The sequence below is a fragment of the Streptomyces sp. NRRL F-5122 genome, from assembly GCF_001507435.1.
Taxonomy (GTDB): Bacteria; Actinomycetota; Actinomycetes; order Streptomycetales; family Streptomycetaceae; genus Streptomyces; species Streptomyces lannensis.
Map to the genome: position 1 here is coordinate 22,468 of NZ_LMWH01000264.1, position 14,656 is coordinate 37,123.

General features: G+C 63.1%; 13 protein-coding genes and 2 pseudogenes. 8 read left to right on the forward strand and 7 right to left on the reverse strand.

Annotation, left to right across the window (positions count from 1 at the left end; translation table 11 throughout):
• Nucleotides 1-79: 79 nt before the first annotated feature.
• The 5 genes from msrB to ADL25_RS46970 form a co-directional block, all read right to left on the reverse strand.
• Nucleotides 80-547 carry a peptide-methionine (R)-S-oxide reductase MsrB gene (msrB, locus tag ADL25_RS35375; protein ID WP_059132001.1) on the reverse strand — a complete coding sequence of 156 codons (468 nt, stop codon included), beginning with the start codon at nucleotides 545-547 and terminating at the stop codon, nucleotides 80-82.
• Between the two features lie 115 nt (nucleotides 548-662).
• Nucleotides 663-1,898, reverse strand: a complete 1,236-nt coding sequence (locus ADL25_RS35380; protein ID WP_059132002.1) for an MFS transporter — start codon at nucleotides 1,896-1,898, stop codon at nucleotides 663-665.
• A 395-nt stretch (nucleotides 1,899-2,293) separates the two neighbouring features.
• Nucleotides 2,294-2,767 carry a GNAT family N-acetyltransferase gene (locus ADL25_RS35385; protein WP_059132011.1) on the reverse strand — a complete coding sequence of 158 codons (474 nt, stop codon included), beginning with the start codon at nucleotides 2,765-2,767 and terminating at the stop codon, nucleotides 2,294-2,296.
• Nucleotides 2,768-2,803: 36 nt separating this feature from the next.
• Nucleotides 2,804-3,265 carry a GNAT family N-acetyltransferase gene (locus ADL25_RS46965; protein WP_059132003.1) on the reverse strand — a complete coding sequence of 154 codons (462 nt, stop codon included), beginning with the start codon at nucleotides 3,263-3,265 and terminating at the stop codon, nucleotides 2,804-2,806.
• 19 nt (nucleotides 3,266-3,284) lie between these two features.
• Nucleotides 3,285-3,854 (reverse strand): universal stress protein, encoded by a 570-nt coding sequence (locus tag ADL25_RS46970; protein ID WP_079050788.1) that lies wholly within the window; start codon nucleotides 3,852-3,854, stop codon nucleotides 3,285-3,287.
• Nucleotides 3,855-4,232: 378 nt separating this feature from the next.
• Between ADL25_RS46970 and ADL25_RS35400 the strand changes: the two are divergent.
• From ADL25_RS35400 to ADL25_RS35415, 5 genes and pseudogenes are all read left to right on the forward strand, one after another.
• A pseudogene (locus ADL25_RS35400) lies at nucleotides 4,233-5,617 on the forward strand (PLP-dependent aminotransferase family protein).
• Between the two features lie 699 nt (nucleotides 5,618-6,316).
• Nucleotides 6,317-7,549 (forward strand): RNA polymerase sigma factor SigJ, encoded by a 1,233-nt coding sequence (gene sigJ, locus ADL25_RS35405; protein WP_324614092.1) that lies wholly within the window; start codon nucleotides 6,317-6,319, stop codon nucleotides 7,547-7,549.
• 331 nt (nucleotides 7,550-7,880) lie between these two features.
• Nucleotides 7,881-8,006, forward strand: a complete 126-nt coding sequence (locus ADL25_RS51675) for a hypothetical protein (RefSeq protein WP_267889295.1) — start codon at nucleotides 7,881-7,883, stop codon at nucleotides 8,004-8,006.
• 504 nt (nucleotides 8,007-8,510) lie between these two features.
• Nucleotides 8,511-10,142 carry a cytochrome b gene (locus tag ADL25_RS35410; protein WP_059132013.1) on the forward strand — a complete coding sequence of 544 codons (1,632 nt, stop codon included), beginning with the start codon at nucleotides 8,511-8,513 and terminating at the stop codon, nucleotides 10,140-10,142.
• A gap of 379 nt (nucleotides 10,143-10,521) precedes the next feature.
• Nucleotides 10,522-10,761, forward strand: coding sequence for a hypothetical protein (locus ADL25_RS35415; RefSeq protein WP_059132005.1), 240 nt, complete (start codon nucleotides 10,522-10,524; stop codon nucleotides 10,759-10,761).
• Between the two features lie 52 nt (nucleotides 10,762-10,813).
• Here ADL25_RS35415 and ADL25_RS50010 read toward each other — a convergent pair whose 3' ends face one another.
• Entirely contained in the window at nucleotides 10,814-11,158 is a 345-nt protein-coding gene (locus ADL25_RS50010) for a hypothetical protein (protein WP_199839266.1), read from the reverse strand.
• Nucleotides 11,061-11,805: pseudogene (locus tag ADL25_RS35425) on the reverse strand (IS701 family transposase); the annotation flags it as partial. The pseudogene ADL25_RS35425 and the gene ADL25_RS50010, both read right to left, overlap by 98 nt.
• Nucleotides 11,806-12,101: 296 nt before the next feature.
• On the opposite strand from ADL25_RS35425, the gene ADL25_RS35430 reads away from it, so the two are divergent.
• From ADL25_RS35430 to ADL25_RS35440, 3 genes are all read left to right on the forward strand, one after another.
• Complete coding sequence (locus ADL25_RS35430) at nucleotides 12,102-12,698, forward strand: YceI family protein (protein ID WP_063805800.1); 597 nt, start codon at nucleotides 12,102-12,104, stop codon at nucleotides 12,696-12,698.
• Between the two features lie 167 nt (nucleotides 12,699-12,865).
• A complete protein-coding gene (locus ADL25_RS35435) occupies nucleotides 12,866-13,735 on the forward strand; it encodes an IS5 family transposase (RefSeq protein ID WP_059132008.1) in 870 nt (289 codons plus the stop codon).
• A gap of 28 nt (nucleotides 13,736-13,763) precedes the next feature.
• Complete coding sequence (locus ADL25_RS35440; protein WP_059132009.1) at nucleotides 13,764-14,102, forward strand: hypothetical protein; 339 nt, start codon at nucleotides 13,764-13,766, stop codon at nucleotides 14,100-14,102.
• Nucleotides 14,103-14,656 lie beyond the last annotated feature (554 nt).

The following is a 14,656-nucleotide window of genomic DNA, read 5'->3' on the forward strand; positions in this document are numbered from 1 at the left end:
CGGGAGGGGAAGGGGAAGCATGGCGCAAGCGGGGCAGAGGACGGTCCAGGCTGCGGTCCTGTAGCCGGCAGACCGCTCGTCAGGATTCTGCCGTGTCCCCCTCCAGCGCCTCAAACAAGTGCAGGTATTGGCCGTAACCCTCCTGCTCGAGGTCCCCTGCGGGGATGAAGCGTAGGGACGCGGAGTTGATGCAGTACCTCATCCCACCCCGGTCGCTGGGCCCGTCAGGGAACAGGTGCCCGAGGTGGCTGTCCCCCCCGGCTGACCGAACTTCGACACGCACCATGCCGTGGCTGGAGTCGGGAATCGCAACGACGTAGTCGGGATTCAGCGGCTGCGTAAAACTAGGCCACCCGGTCCTGCTGTCGTACTTGTCGGTGGAGGCGAACAGGGGCTCCCCGGACACGATGTCCACATAGATCCCAGGAGCCTTGTTGTCCCAGTAGGCGTTGGCGAACGCGGGCTCGGTCTCGTCCCGCTGGGTCACGCGGTATTGCTGGTCCGTGAGCTGTGAGATGCGCTCAGGGCTCTTTCGGTATTCCGGCATGTCTGCCTCCCATTGCGCCGATTTGCGCGACGATCGATGTACGTCGACGAGCGCGGTCGGCGACGTGTTCAGGGTCGGGTGAGGTTTGGACGACGGTGAGGTTCGTCAGGCTTACTCAGCACGCGGGTTCTTCTTCGGTGGCTTTGGTATGTGGGTTGCGTGCTGCGACGACAGCGAACACTGTGGCGACGAGGGCAAGTCCGCCGTATCCGAGCGAGATCTTCGGCAGCGAGAAGGTGTTCGAGAGTTCCCCTGAGATGAGACTGGGGAAGGCAGCGCCGCTGTAGCAGAGGAGGTAGATCACGCTGAAGATCGGTGCCCGGTCGGCCAGAGTGCTGTCGTGCAGCAGGCCGCGAGTCGCAGCACTGATGGCGATGCCTTGACCGGCGCCGGCGACGATGGTTGTGGCGATGAACAACACGAGCGTGCCGGTGGCGATCGCTGCGATGATGCCGATCCATCCGGTCAGGAAGATGAGCATCCCGATGCGTTGGGCGGCTGCGGATGTGAACCGGCCGCCTAGGGGCGCGCCGAGAACGCTGGAAGCCATGTAAGCGGCGAACACCAGACCGAGGATGAGCGGGCTGCGAGTATGGAGTTGATCTTCGACCAACGCGGGCATGAAGGCTTGATAAAAAGCCCCGGTCGCCCATGTAGCCACGAATACCAGGGCCGCGACAGGGAGTAGATGCCTGACTCGGGCCGGTACGCGGACGCGGGGTACCAGCGATCGCCAAGCGCCCGGCGTCGGCTTCGTGGTTTCCGGGCTGATAGAGATCAGCGCTGCAGACAGTACGAGGAGACCGGCGCACACCAGGTATATGAGGTGGCGTGGCCAAGGGCCGAACTGGACGAGGGCACCGGAGGCGATGGCGCCGAGCGTGAGTCCGAGCATGGGTCCCTGGCTGGAAGCGACGGAGGCCAGCCATGCCGGCCTGGCGGGCGCGGCGTCGACGATGTAGGAGGTGAGACTGCTACTGGCCAACCCCGTACCGACGCCCATCAGGAGCCGACTGGCCAGCAGAGTGCCGATGTCGTGCACGTTCAGCAGCAGCAGACAGCCCAGCAGGAGCAGGCCGAGGCTGGCGATCGCGGCGAGCCGTCGGCCTAGATGATTGGACAGCCGTCCGAGCACCAACAGGCCGGCGATAGTGCCGACGGAGTTGCTGACGACGGCCAGGGAGATGCCGGCGTTAGTGAAACCGTCCTCAGCTCGGTAGGTGTTGAACAGGGGGATCGGTGAGGCCGACGCAGCAAACGAGGCCACCAGAGAGACCACCGCGGACAAGAACGCCAGCCGGAGCGTTCTGCCCTGGCGTGTCCGGTTGATCGCTGGTACCAGGTTTTGCATCGCGCCGCGCCTTTCTATCGCTCGGAACCGCTGCTGCCGGAACTCCTGAGGGCCCTGGGTCGTGTCTCTACCCAAGGGAGCGAACGCCGGGCAGAGCTAGGCTGGCCCAACCTGGGCCCAATTGCGCAACAGGCGGCTCTCGATTGGCGTCCATCCTTGGCGCCGTCTTACCAACAGCGTGGCGATCTTGCCCGTTCTGCGTCGCCCTCCCGCCGCAGCCCCGCCGGTCAACGTGGTACGACGCCGGAAGGGCGGTGCAGCCAAGGATGGTGAGCCGACAAGTCGCCGGGTCGGTCTAGAGCGAATCACGCTCCGGCACTACCTGGCCGTGCGGCAGTAGAAAAGTCCCGCGCTTCGGAAGCCGGGACAGGCAACGACGTCTGAACCCCAGACGGCTACGTCAGGTCGTGCTCGACCGCGGCGAGTTCCTCGTCTTGACCGCCATCCTCGGGCTCGCGCTTGGGGTAGGCGCCGGCGCCGGGATGGACTTTGTCGATGAGATCGGCGTACGCGGGGTTACGGCGGATGAACTCGCCCACCACCGGGCAGATGATGGTGATCTTCTTCCCGCTCTCGCGGATCTCGTCCAGCACGCGGGAGACGAGTTCCGTGGCCACTCGATGTTTGCGGTAGGCGGGGTCGACCCAGGTCGTCAGCAGCACAACGCGACCGCCCACGAAGCGGTATGAGAGCTCTCCGATCGCTTCATCACCGAGGGCAGCGACCCAGCGACCGTGCTCCGCGTCGTTGAGCACATCGAGGTTCCAGCTGGACTCCACCTCGTTCAGAGGTACCTCGTCCAGAGCAGCGATGAGTGCAGCGTTGTTCTCTTCCCGGGAGGATGCCTCAGCCTCGAGATTGATCGTCATGGTCACACTTTCTGATGGGGGAGTTGATAGGCGGGCTCAAGACGAACGTGTGCGGCTCTTGCTTATTCCCGGGTGTTTGACATCGATGAGGTCGGCATACATCGGGTTGCTCTCGATGAAGGTGAGCACGATCGGGCACACGATGGTGACCGTCTTCCCTTGCGCGCGTACGTCGTCGAGGGCGCGTCTGATCAGCTCGGTGCCAATGCCTTGTTTGCGGAACTCGGGGACCACCGAGACGGCCAGCAACACGAGCCGACTGTCACCGGCGACGTTGTAGGCCAGACCAGCGACCTCATGGTCGTCGACGATGCCCTCGTAGACGCTGGTTTCCTTGTTGTCGACGACAGCGAAGTCAAACGCGGGAGCGTCGGGACCAGCGACAACCTCGTCGATGAGGACGACCTGGTCCTGGCTAAGGGTGCCTTTCGCGTCGGGGTGTCCGGCCTCCTCGTTGTGTTCGAAGGCGGAGTGGTCTGGCTCGGTTGGGTTGGTCATAGCGGTGTCCCTTCGTCTGTCACTGGTCGGTGTCGGTGTAGGCGGGGCGTTGCAATGGGAGTTGGTGGAGTGTGTGAAGTGGGTCGTCGGCTGTCGCGCCCAGGAGCCGCTTCTTACGGGTGAGGGCTTCAAGGTCGAGCTGAAGCGGGGGCGGAGGGACGGTGAGGACAGGGCAGCTAGCGTGGGTGAGGCAATAGTGGGCGACAGGGGATCGCCAGCGGCTGAGTTTGCTGTGATGTCTCCCGCCGATGACCAGCAGGTCGGTTTCCCTGTTGGCGATCTGGACGAGGGTGCGGCCGGCGGAGCCGGAGATCACGAGTCCACTGATGGGGACGGTGTCATGGGTGGCAGCGAAGACGTCGTTGAGTATGTTTTTTAGCAGACGCATGGCTGCGGTTCTGGTGCCCTTGAGGGGTGATCGGTTGGTCTCGGGAGGTGGATCCGTGTCGCAATGGCGCCAGACCAGGACCGCCAGGAGACGGCGTCCGGTGAGCCGGGCTTCGGTGCCGGCCCTCTGTAGTGCGACGAGGCTGTTAAGTGATCCGCTGACCCCGACCACGATGCGCTGCTGCTGTGATGGGCTGTCCATGAAGCTCCTTCTTCCGGCTCACAGGACACCCTCAGTGTCACCTTTTAGGACAACCGAGGTGGCACGGTCATCCGCCGTCACGGAGCTGGGGCTGTCACCGAGCCGGGAGTGACTGCACAGGGCGTCACTTACTTGACGACGTAGACATGCAGTCTGTGATGTAGCGAAATTCACACTCGGACGGAGGAATGTCCCCGGATCCGTGGGCAACCATCTCCACTCACCGCTGGCGCGCATGCGCTGAGGCCCACTACCTGCTTCGGCCGGTCGGTCCGGCCTCGTTGAGGCACTTCGTACGTGTCTTCCAATGCGGTTTTTCTCGCTCAACGAGTGGTCAGCCCGGTTACACCCTTCGCGGTTCACCAGTACTGTTCGCCCATGTCGGAATTCTGGGCTACTTCGCGCATTGCTCCTGATTTGATACGAGCTGGACGAGGTGTACGCCGTGCACTGACCGAAGTCTTGCGCGAAGCTGTCCGCACCGGCCAGCTGGCGCCAGGAACACGACTGCCCTCCTCCCGTCAACTCGCCGCCGATCTCGGCCTTGCCCGCAACACCGTGGCCGACGCCTATGCCGACCTCGTCGCGGAGGGATGGCTGACGGCTCGTAGAGGCTCGGGCACACTTATGCCGGACAGGATGATCACTCAGCCGATCTCGGCGGGCTCGGCCGCCGAGCCATCCTGCGACCCTCGCCACGACCTGATCCCAGGTAGCCCCGACCTTTCCACTTTTCCTCGTGCAGCCTGGCTGAAGGCCACACGCCGCGCCCTCGTTGCAGCCCCGACGACGTGTTCGGCTACGGCGATCCTCGTGGCCGGCCGGAGCTACGGGCTGCCCTCGCAGACCATCTCGCTCGAGCCCGTGGCGTATACGCGAGTCCGGAGAACGTACTAATCTGCGCCGGCATCTCCCACGGCCTGCAAATCCTGAGCAAAGTCCTGGCCGACCGGGGGGCGAAGAATATCGCCGTCGAATCCTACGGCCTAGAAAGGTATTGGGAACTACTGGCGGCCGCGGGGCTGCAGACTCTCCCGCTTCCTCTGGATACCCATGGGACCGACCCGGTGCCACCCGTCGACACAGATGCAGTCCTACTCACACCGGCTCATCAGTTCCCTGTCGGCACGACGCTGCAGCGCGATCGCCGGACGGCCGTTGTGGACTGGGCCAGAAGGACCGGCGGGTTGATCCTGGAGGATGACTACGACGGTGAGTTCCGGTTCGACCGCCAGTCTGTCGGAGCGCTCCAAGGACTCGACCCAAACTGCGTGGTCTACCTGGGCACCGCCAGCATCACCCTTGCTCCGGGCCTGCGGTTGGCCTGGATGGCGGTGCCTCCCGTGCTCGCTGAGCAAGCCGCGGCGACCAAGGGGTAGATCGACTCGTGCGAGGCTGTCAGCCAGCTAACGATGGCGGAATTCATTATCTCCGGCGGCTACGGCCATCACGTACGTGCTACCCGTCGGCGCTACCGAGATCGACGAGATGCTCTCGTCGCAGCGCTGGCGCAGCACGTCCCAAAGGTGCGCGTCATCGGGACAGCAGCCGGCCTGCACACGGTACTCGGACTGCCACCAGGGACCGAGCAGCAGGTTCTTCAGTCGACAGCCCGGCAGGGTCTCAAAATGGTTGGCCTGTCTCGATACCGCCACGAACGGTCCTCAAGTCCTATGACCGATGGCCTCGTCGTTGGATACGGGGTCCCCTCTGACACGGCATGGCATCGGGCGCTCTCCGCGCTTGTGCAAGTCCTTTCCTGACACGCCTCGGGAAGTCGAGTACCAGAACTGAGATCTCTGTGAGTGCGGCGTCAACTCACGCCTGCCTGAGCTGCAAGGTTAAGAAGGCAGGCACAGGTTCATGGCGTGCATCTTCGGCAGCATCCCTTCTGTGCCGATGACAGCTCAATAGTGTGCAGCGCAGATGGATAAAAAGTGACCTCCGAAACGCAAAAGTCCGCACACCAGCCAATGGACGAAAAAGCTCCGCTGACCCGAGGGACGGCAAGTTGAGTTCAGTCTGATCTTGCAAGGAACCCCAAGTCTGAAGACCCGGGGTTCCTTGCAAGATCAGACTGAACTGGAAGAAGAGGTTCGCAGGCTCAGGTTCGAAGGGGATGTAGCCGACCTCGTCCACGACGATCAGCGAAATTCCTCCCAAATGGCTCAACTCGCATTTATGTCAGCCCACTTAGTGAGCTTCGACGAGATGAGTCACTTCCGCTGGACCACGCTCGCGAAGGCGACGCGGTGGTCATGTTGGTCTGGGCCAGGTGCCGCGTTCAGGACCGTGACACAGCGGGTGCAGGGTGTGCTGGCTTATCAACCACGGTTCTGGATCGTCAGCACCCGCGCTTCAATGATTCTTGCGAGTAAGAATCACGTGTTCTCGGACGCTGTCATGGCATGGACAGGGACAAGTGCACAGACCTCGACATCCATGGGGCGAAGGACGCGGACATGGAGACTTACGACGCGTCGCTCGGTGCGGACCGCATCGGGGCCCTGGTCTATCAGCTGACTGGCGGCAAGGTCGCGATGAGCTCGACCACGGTGGAATCGGAGTACCAGCATGACGATGAGGCCGCGGAACTGATCGTCAGCGCACGCGACGAAATTAGTGGTTCCGCAGGAAAGGTGACGACCCGCGCGTACACGCCGCCGACGAGCGTTGTAGTCCACGGCTCGGATATGGAGCACATAAGTCGGTCGTTCTTCGGGGACGACGGCATGAACGATGAACTGTTCCCCGAGGCTGACGAAGATTCGCTGGCGACAATTTACAACGAGCGCCGGGTCTTGCTGAATCTCGCGTTTCGAATGCTCGGATCGTCCTATGACGCCGAGGATGTCGTGCAGGAGACGTACATACGCTGGTATGCGCTATCCGAGGAGGTTCAGCGCAGCATCAAATCACCGATGGGGTGGCTTGTACGTGTAGCCAGCAGGATCTGTCTCGACCAGCTCTCCTCGGCGCGAGTGCGACGCGAGCGGTATGTGGGGGAGTGGCTGCCGGAACCCCTACCCGATACGTCGTGGGACATGGTCCGACCTGCTTACGCGGGCACTGACCCGGCAGACCAGGTGAGTTTGGACGAGTCAGTGACCATGGGAGTCCTGGTGATTCTGGACACCGTGACGCCGGCAGAGCGTGTTTCTTTTATCCTGCATGACATTTTCGGCGTTCCGTTCAACGAGATTGCGGACACCGTTGGCCGCACTCCCTCGGCGTGTCGCCAGCTCGCCGCGTCCGCCCGTCGTCGCGTCCGAACCGCTGAACCGCGCGGCACGGTGAGCGCACAACACAAGTACGTCGTATCGGCGTTCAAGTACGCATGCGAGACGGGTAACTTGGAGGCGTTGATCGGCTTGCTGGACGCCAACGCAGTCGCCCGATCCGACGGCGGTGGCAGGGTCCGCACCGCTGTGAGACCGATCGTTGGCGCCGCCAGGATTGCTCGGTTTCTGAAGGGCGTCCTCCGCAAGGAACCCGGTACCAGTTTCAGGGAAGAGCAGGTAAGCGGGCAGCCGGGCATTGTCGCCCGGATCAACGGGGTGACCGTCCTTGTCATGTCCTTCAACCTCGACAATGCGGGACTCATCGACCGTCTGTGGGTGATGATGCACCCGCAGAAACTACATGCCTGGCGTAGCCGAGATGTCCGTTCCGGTATCGAAGGACCTCGTCGGTGAACGGGCCGCGGCGGAACTTGGCAGTACGACGTGCAGACGGCGTCGATCTGGAGCACCGCTGGACGCATCCGGGATGTGCGGTTCGCCTGCTCGGCTGACGGCCTTGAGATGCTACGTAAGCACAGGTAGGGCGAGTCGGACCTGGTGGAACGGGAAGGTGTGGTCGACCTGATCGCTACCTGCGAGGTCTCAAGGAGAAGCAGACCGGGTCTGGCGGGTTCATCGGCGGCGGCCTCGGAATCGTCACAACGTCCACCGGCTACTAGGCCGGCGTGCGCAACCTGAGCGGCGCCGCAAACGCCACGGTGATCCACGCAAGAAACTCCAGAGCGTGGGCACCAAGTCCGCCAAGCAGCTACTGAAGAAGCGTAACCGGCGCGAGCAACGCTATGTCGCCCACAGCAACCACATCATCGCGAAGACGATCGTGACCCAGGCCGAACGCACCTCGGCCTGAACCGCCCTGGAAGACTTGGGCGGCATCCGGCAAAGGGTACGGCTCCCACAAGCCCCAACAGGTCGCACTCCACGCCTGGGCTTGCGCCCAACTCGCAGAGTTCATCGCAAATGCTCGTCGTCGAAGTCAACGGAGCTCCGGCAGGCGATCTCTATGCAGGCAACGTGTTCGTCAGCGCCTTCGCTCTGTGCCGGCCAGGTCCGCACTGTTGTGTCGGCTTACGCGAACGTCCCAGTGGCCAGCCGCTGAAGCGGGCGTTGTAACTCCCGATTGCTGACCGGATCGTGTCACCGGCATGTGAGGGCCTGTCCGTAGCAGCTGTCCGGGAGTCACATATGTCCGGCTGAACCGCAGTTCAAAGGGTTGTTCAGGCGGCATCACTACCGTTGGGGGCCGTCGTGTGACATTGGTCACCTCACATTCTCAAGGGCTGCGTCGTCCTAGCTACAGCACTGTCCAACCAAGAACCGATCACGCAGTCCGGAGAGAAGAGCCAAGGTGACGATCACCACCGCCAAAGACCAACGTGAGTCACCCCGGGGAGAGCGAGTAGCGGACTGGGTGGACGCCCGGCTTGGCCTGTACACCATAGCCAAGGCCAACATGCGGAAGATCTTTCCAGACCACTGGTCGTTCATGCTGGGTGAAGTGTGTCTGTGGAGCTTCGTCGTGTTGGTCCTGACCGGGATCTACCTGACCTTCTTCTTCCATCCGTCGATGAACGAGGTCGTTTACCACGGCAGTTACGAGCCGCTCAACGGCGTTCCCATGTCGGAGGCCTTTGCCTCCACCCTTGACATCTCCTTCGACGTGCGCGGTGGCTTGCTCATCCGCCAGATGCACCACTGGGCCGCCCTCATCTTCGTCGCGGGCATGCTCGTCCACATGATGCGCCACTTCTTCACGGGATCCTTCCGCAAGCCCCGCGAAGTGAACTGGGTGTTCGGCTGGACCATGCTGGTCCTAGGCATGTTCGAAGGATTCGTCGGCTACTCCCTTCCCGACGACCTGCTCTCTGGCACCGGACTGCGCTTCGTGGAAGGCGCTATCCTTTCCATGCCGATTATCGGCACCTATCTGGCCATGTTCCTCTTTGGCGGAGAGTTCCCTGGCACCGAACTCGTCCCGCGGTTCTACTCAGTACACATCCTGCTGTTCCCCGGCATCATCGCTGCGCTGATCGTTCTCCACATGATCCTGCTCGTCTACCACAAGCACACCCAGTGGACCGGCTCTGGCAAGACCAACAACAACGTCGTAGGCATGCCCTTCCTGCCCGTCTATCTTGCCAAGACCACGGGCTTCTTCTTCCTCGTCGCCTCAGTGATTGCCGTCATCTCGGCCATTGCCTCCATCAACCCCGTGTGGACCTACGGCCCCTATCGCCCCGACCAGGTTTCCACGAATGCCCAACCAGACTGGTACATGGGCTTCTCTGAAGGTCTCATCCGCATCATGCCAGGGTGGGAAATCAACGTGGCGGGTCACACTCTCGTCCTCGGCGTGCTGATCCCCTTGATGGTGTTTCCGGTTATCTTGCTGGCCATCGGCCTCTACCCCTTCTTCGAAGGCTGGATCACCGGCGACAAACGAGAGCACCATCTCCTCGACAGGCCGCGCAACCGTCCGGTGCGTACTGGCCTCGGTGTCGCTTGGCTGAGCGTTTACTTCCTCCTCCTCATCGCCGGCGGTAATGACCTCTTCGCCACGCGCTTCCATCTCTCCATCAACACCGTCACCTGGTTCATCCGCGTTGCACTGTTCGTCGTCCCTGTAGCCGCCTTCCTCATCACCAAACGCATCTGCCTCGGTCTCCAGAACCGCGACAAGGAGAAGGTCCTTCATGGAAGGGAGACAGGCATCATCCGTCGCTTGCCGCAGGGCGAGTACGTCGAGGTGCACCAGTCTCTCTCTCCGGCGCAGCTGCACACGCTGACCGCCCACGAGCAGTACCAGCCCATCGACCCCGGGCCAGCCGAGGACGCCAACGGCATACCGCACAAGCTCTCCCGTCGCGAGCGGCTCAGGACGCGCCTGTCACACGGCTATTTCGGGCCGTCAGCACAGGTCGCCAAACCGACCAGGGAAGAAGTGCAGCGCAACCAGGAAGAGGTCAATCACAGCATCGAGCACTGAGCTCGGTTGCTCAGCGGCGGTGCGTTGTGGGCCGGTGTGGTACTACGGTCCGCAACGCACCGCCGCTCCTTTCCGTCCGTTGCACGGTCGCTACGGGACCAAATGGCATGATCCGCCCTCCGGATCGTTTCCCCCGTGCGGCCGAAGCGGCCTGAGAGCGGCTGAGTGCATGCGGGAGCGCCCCGATGGAATGAGGTAGATCCGCCGGCAACCGCGCCCGGCATAATCAACCACCCTGCACCATCGTCACCGACGAACACCTCCTCCATATAGAAAGTGCCTCAGCTGACCGACCGAACTCTGCAACGAGGTTCATCGTCCCAAGCCGGAAGGCGCATTTGTATTACCGCCGTACCCCACTGAAACAGCGAGGTTGGTCATGACGCAGTCATCGCCCCAGTTTCTGCACATCGTGGTGCATAGCCCGGCGCTGGACGGCTCCCGCCGGGTTACCGAGGATGACGTGATCTTGGGAGTTGCCTCCCATCTGGATGATGTCATCGAGATCCTCCGGCTTGCTGACCTCGATCGGATCGAAGTCGAGGAAAGTGGCTTCATCGAGTGGCAAGGAGGGGGCCCGTACGAGTGGCCGGGACTTACCGAACACCCGGAAGAGTGAGCCGGAAAGTCTGCAAGGATATGTCCGCTGCAAGGCCCTGTTGTTCTCGCCGTTAGACACCTATAAACACAGGCAGAAGAGCAGTCCCATCTCTCCGACAGGGCCGCCTCTTGTACCTTGCCTCGTCAGACCTCATTGTCTTGTCCGACTTCGGTACGTGACCCCGCTCCGTCTCGATCTCGTCGAACTCGACCCGGTTGCTGATGTCGTTTGTGGTGGACATCGAGATGATCGTGACGTGTTCCAGGATCACCTCGACTGTGGCGGGCACCTTGTACTCCAGCTGTAAATGGTGATCTTCACGCTTGAGTAGCTTGTCGCCGGTAGTGGCTGGTCTGGGATCGGGCCTGATGGCGGCGTCGCCAGTCGGACCACCCGAGCAGATGGTCGGCGTCATGGACGGTGCGGACCACGAGAGTGATTTACAAGTGTTGGATCCCGTTGCAGGTCAGCTGTATCAGGCCGTCGGGGTGGTAGAAGTGTTCGTGGGCGCGGACGATAGCCAGGAAGGCATGCCCGAGCATGGCAGGGGTGACCCAGCGCGACCAGGAAACGTAGCGGCGCACCTGGTGCTCATCCAGGGCAGCCAAACCCATTCCGGCCTGAAAGAATTCCTCCACCCGCCACCCTGATCCAGTAACCCGTATTTACCAGTTCGGTCAGCGGCACCGGGGTGGGCGAGTAGCAGCGGTAGTAGGCGAGTTCGCCAGTGCCGCGATTGCGGCGGATCAGCAACTGCCGGCTTCCGGCGTGGGGATCGGCGAGGTCGATAGCGGCCCAGTCGTAGAATCGGTGCCCCCTGGCCCCCGTCCCTGCCGACAACTTCTGCCAGGCCCGAGTGGGTATCTTTCTGGCCAGGGCATCCGCGCGGAACCTCGCAACACCAGTGGTGACTTCGTGCGTGCAGGCCACAGCAAGGACGTAGCCGATGCCACGTTCCTCCAGCGTGGTCCGCAGTTTCGGGTTGCCGCCGTAGACCTCGTCGCCGGCCACCCAGGCGGCTCGATGGCCGCCGTCCAAGAACCGGGCGACCATGCAGGCGGCTGTGTGGAGCGGGCTGGCATCGAAAGCCGCTGCCAGGCTGCGCGAGGCGGGATCACAGAAGCGGGCCGAGCGCCAGCCACCAACTGTCCTTCGTCCACCGACTGGTGACCACCCTGATCGAGCTGCACTCGGCGCTGGAGCTGTTGTCCGGTGTCGACCACTCCACCATTACCTGCACGGGGTCCCGTCAACGTACGTCAACGTACTTGTCCTCCCAGGCCCGCTGGTAAGGCTAGGGAGCGCCGTGCCGCTAACCACAAACGAGCCCCCGGGGGACAAGGTAGATGGAGGTCGGTATGACTAGCGGACGCGGCGGCGAGTTGCTTGTCCCGTCACTCCCAGCGGACACCGCGACCTACGTGATCGACCCGGTGTACAGCAATGTCACTTTCTGTTCCCAAAGCCGAACGGCCACCAGTGCTCGCGGGGCGTTCCGACAGTTCGCGGGCACACTCTTCCTCGACAGCGAGCGGCCCGAAAGAACAACACTCGCGGTGTACGTGACGTCGTCGAGCATTGACACCGGCTCCAAGGACAGGAACGCGCACATGTGCAGCGCCCCCTTCCTCGCTGCCGAGCAGTACCCGATCATCTCGTTCTGGTCCTCCTCCGCGGAGGCCCTGGGTACGAACCTCTGCCGCCTCGCGGGAAGTCTGAGTGTCAAGGGCACGACGAGGTCTCTCGTCGTGGACGGCGAATACCGTGGCTGCTCATTGAGTCCGCAGGGCCGGGAGCGTGTCCGGTTTGTAGGGCGCTCTGTGCTGAAGCGTTCGGAGTGGGCCTCCCTATGGAGCACGGTGACGGACACGGGCGAGTGGTTCATGGGTGATGGTGTCGAGCTTCTCTTCGAGATGTCTGCCGTCAAGCAGGTTCCCGTCAGATGGTGGCCCTGACGCGACTGGGCTTGGTTGCATCGTGCTCTGCGAACGCCGTTCGCCAGATTGCACGAGCGATGCGACGGCGGCGCATCCCCGCCGTGATGCATGGGTTGTGGGAGCCGCGCTAGGCCGTGTTTTAGGTCGGGGTTATGGTCCACGTCTCGTGCTGTGATGATCATGGTGTGGGACGTGGGGATCTTTCTGATGAGCAGTGGTTGGTGCTGGAGTCGTTGCTTCCTGCCGCGGGTGTGAGTCGCAGGTCGCAGGGCTGGCGGCGGCTGGTGGACGGCGTGCGGTGGCGGGTTCGGACCGGGGTCCCGTGGCGTGATCTGCCAGTTGAGTACGGGCCCTGGCAGACCGTGTACGGCCTGTTCAGGCGCTGGCAGCGGCAAGGAGTATGGGCTCGGCTGCTGACGTTGTTGCAGGCCCGGGCTGATACGGCCGGGCTGATCACCTGGGATGTGAACGTCGACTCCACGGTCTGCCGGGCCCACCAGCACGCGGCTGGCGCCCGCCGGGACGGCGCCGGGCAGAAGGAGCCGCCCGGCGGGGTCACCACCGAGCCGGACGACCACGGACTGGGAAGGTCGCGGGGCGGGTTCACCACGAAGATCCATCTGGCGTGTGAGCAGGGCCAGAAGCCGTTATCGCTGCTGGTCACCGCCGGACAGCGGGGTGACAGTCCGCAGTTCGAGTCCGTCCTGAACGCAATCCGGGTGCCCAGAAGCGGTATCGGTCGGCCGAGGAACCGCCCGCTGCGGGTGCGGGGCGACAAGGCGTACTCCTCTCGAGCGAACCGTGCCTATCTGCGCAAGCGCGGGATCAGGTGCACGATCCCGGAGCCGGCCGACCAGATCCGCAACCGCAAGCGTCGTGGCCGGGCAGGCGGCCGCCCGCCCGCCTTCGACCCTCAGGACTACAAGGCCCGTCACGCCGTCGAATGCGGGATCAGCCGCCTCAAGCAGCACCGCGCGGTGGCCACGCGCTATGACAAGCTCGCGGTTCGTTTCGAGGCGGCCGTTCACGTTGCGGCGATCCATCAGTGGCTGTGAACCGCAGGCGGGCCCGGCCCGCCGTGCCATGCTGACCAACGGATTCGAGCAGCACGGACAGGGAGGGCCTGTGGCCGCTGAGTACTACTGCGCTGACAGCGAGAACGGCGACCACGTCGACGACCCGTCCGAGGACTCCCTGTTCATGCTCATCAGCGACCTGAACGACACGGACAACACCTTCGTCGTCATCCAGCCCGACGAGGACGAACCCGTCTGGTTCGCCTCCGTTGCCGTGCTGGACGAGGGCGGCTACGAGGTTGTACGGCGCGACACCAACCGCCGCGAACACGAGGTCAGCACCGAGACCGCCGTCGGCCACATCGCTGGCGACCTCACCAAATGGCTGGCCGCCCGCGCTTCCTAAAACACGGCCTAGCAGTGGTACGAGGCGCACAGGACACCATGCTTGGAGTCCCGCCGGGCAGAGCGGGGGCAAACGATGGGATCCGGAGGACGAGTCTGCAACTGTCCACTGGGAAGGGCCGATCCCTTGCGTGGGCGACAGGACCCTGAGACAGCGCTGCCCGTGTACGCCTGAGATGCGGGCCCGGATTCCAGACAGACACAATGACGGGAGAAAGCTGGGTTGATATCGGCGAGTACCGGGTCAGCTTTCAAAGACCGCCGACAACACCTGTGTGCACTGGGGATCGGGCAACAGGAAGCAGGTTCGATGAACACCGTCGGCTTCGACTTGCAGCGTAGAGACAGGCGCACACTCCACTCATAGCCGTGTCACGCTTCACCGTCCACTCATGTGCCTATGGTGCACCTGCCTGGCTGAGCGGCAGGTCCGGCTCATGACGCGGCCCCTGCAGTCGCCTTAGACGTCATCTCATTTGGTGAGTCTGTGCGATGATTCATCGGCCAGCAGGAAGCCAGGAGCGGGGGCGCAGGCCGATGGAGTACGTCAATCTC

What these genes read in the sequence shown, in the direction of transcription:
- ADL25_RS35440 (WP_059132009.1), top strand. Translation starts at nt 13,764, where the DNA reads ATGCTGACCAACGGATTCGAGCAGCACGGACAGGGAGGGCCTGTGGCC.
- ADL25_RS35380 (WP_059132002.1), bottom strand. Translation starts at nt 1,898, where the DNA reads ATGCAAAACCTGGTACCAGCGATCAACCGGACACGCCAGGGCAGAACG.
- sigJ (WP_324614092.1), top strand. Translation starts at nt 6,317, where the DNA reads ATGGAGACTTACGACGCGTCGCTCGGTGCGGACCGCATCGGGGCCCTG.
- ADL25_RS35415 (WP_059132005.1), top strand. Translation starts at nt 10,522, where the DNA reads ATGACGCAGTCATCGCCCCAGTTTCTGCACATCGTGGTGCATAGCCCG.
- msrB (WP_059132001.1), bottom strand. Translation starts at nt 547, where the DNA reads ATGCCGGAATACCGAAAGAGCCCTGAGCGCATCTCACAGCTCACGGAC.
- ADL25_RS46965 (WP_059132003.1), bottom strand. Translation starts at nt 3,265, where the DNA reads ATGACCAACCCAACCGAGCCAGACCACTCCGCCTTCGAACACAACGAG.
- ADL25_RS35430 (WP_063805800.1), top strand. Translation starts at nt 12,102, where the DNA reads ATGACTAGCGGACGCGGCGGCGAGTTGCTTGTCCCGTCACTCCCAGCG.
- ADL25_RS50010 (WP_199839266.1), bottom strand. Translation starts at nt 11,158, where the DNA reads ATGACGCCGACCATCTGCTCGGGTGGTCCGACTGGCGACGCCGCCATC.
- ADL25_RS46970 (WP_079050788.1), bottom strand. Translation starts at nt 3,854, where the DNA reads ATGGACAGCCCATCACAGCAGCAGCGCATCGTGGTCGGGGTCAGCGGA.
- ADL25_RS35385 (WP_059132011.1), bottom strand. Translation starts at nt 2,767, where the DNA reads ATGACGATCAATCTCGAGGCTGAGGCATCCTCCCGGGAAGAGAACAAC.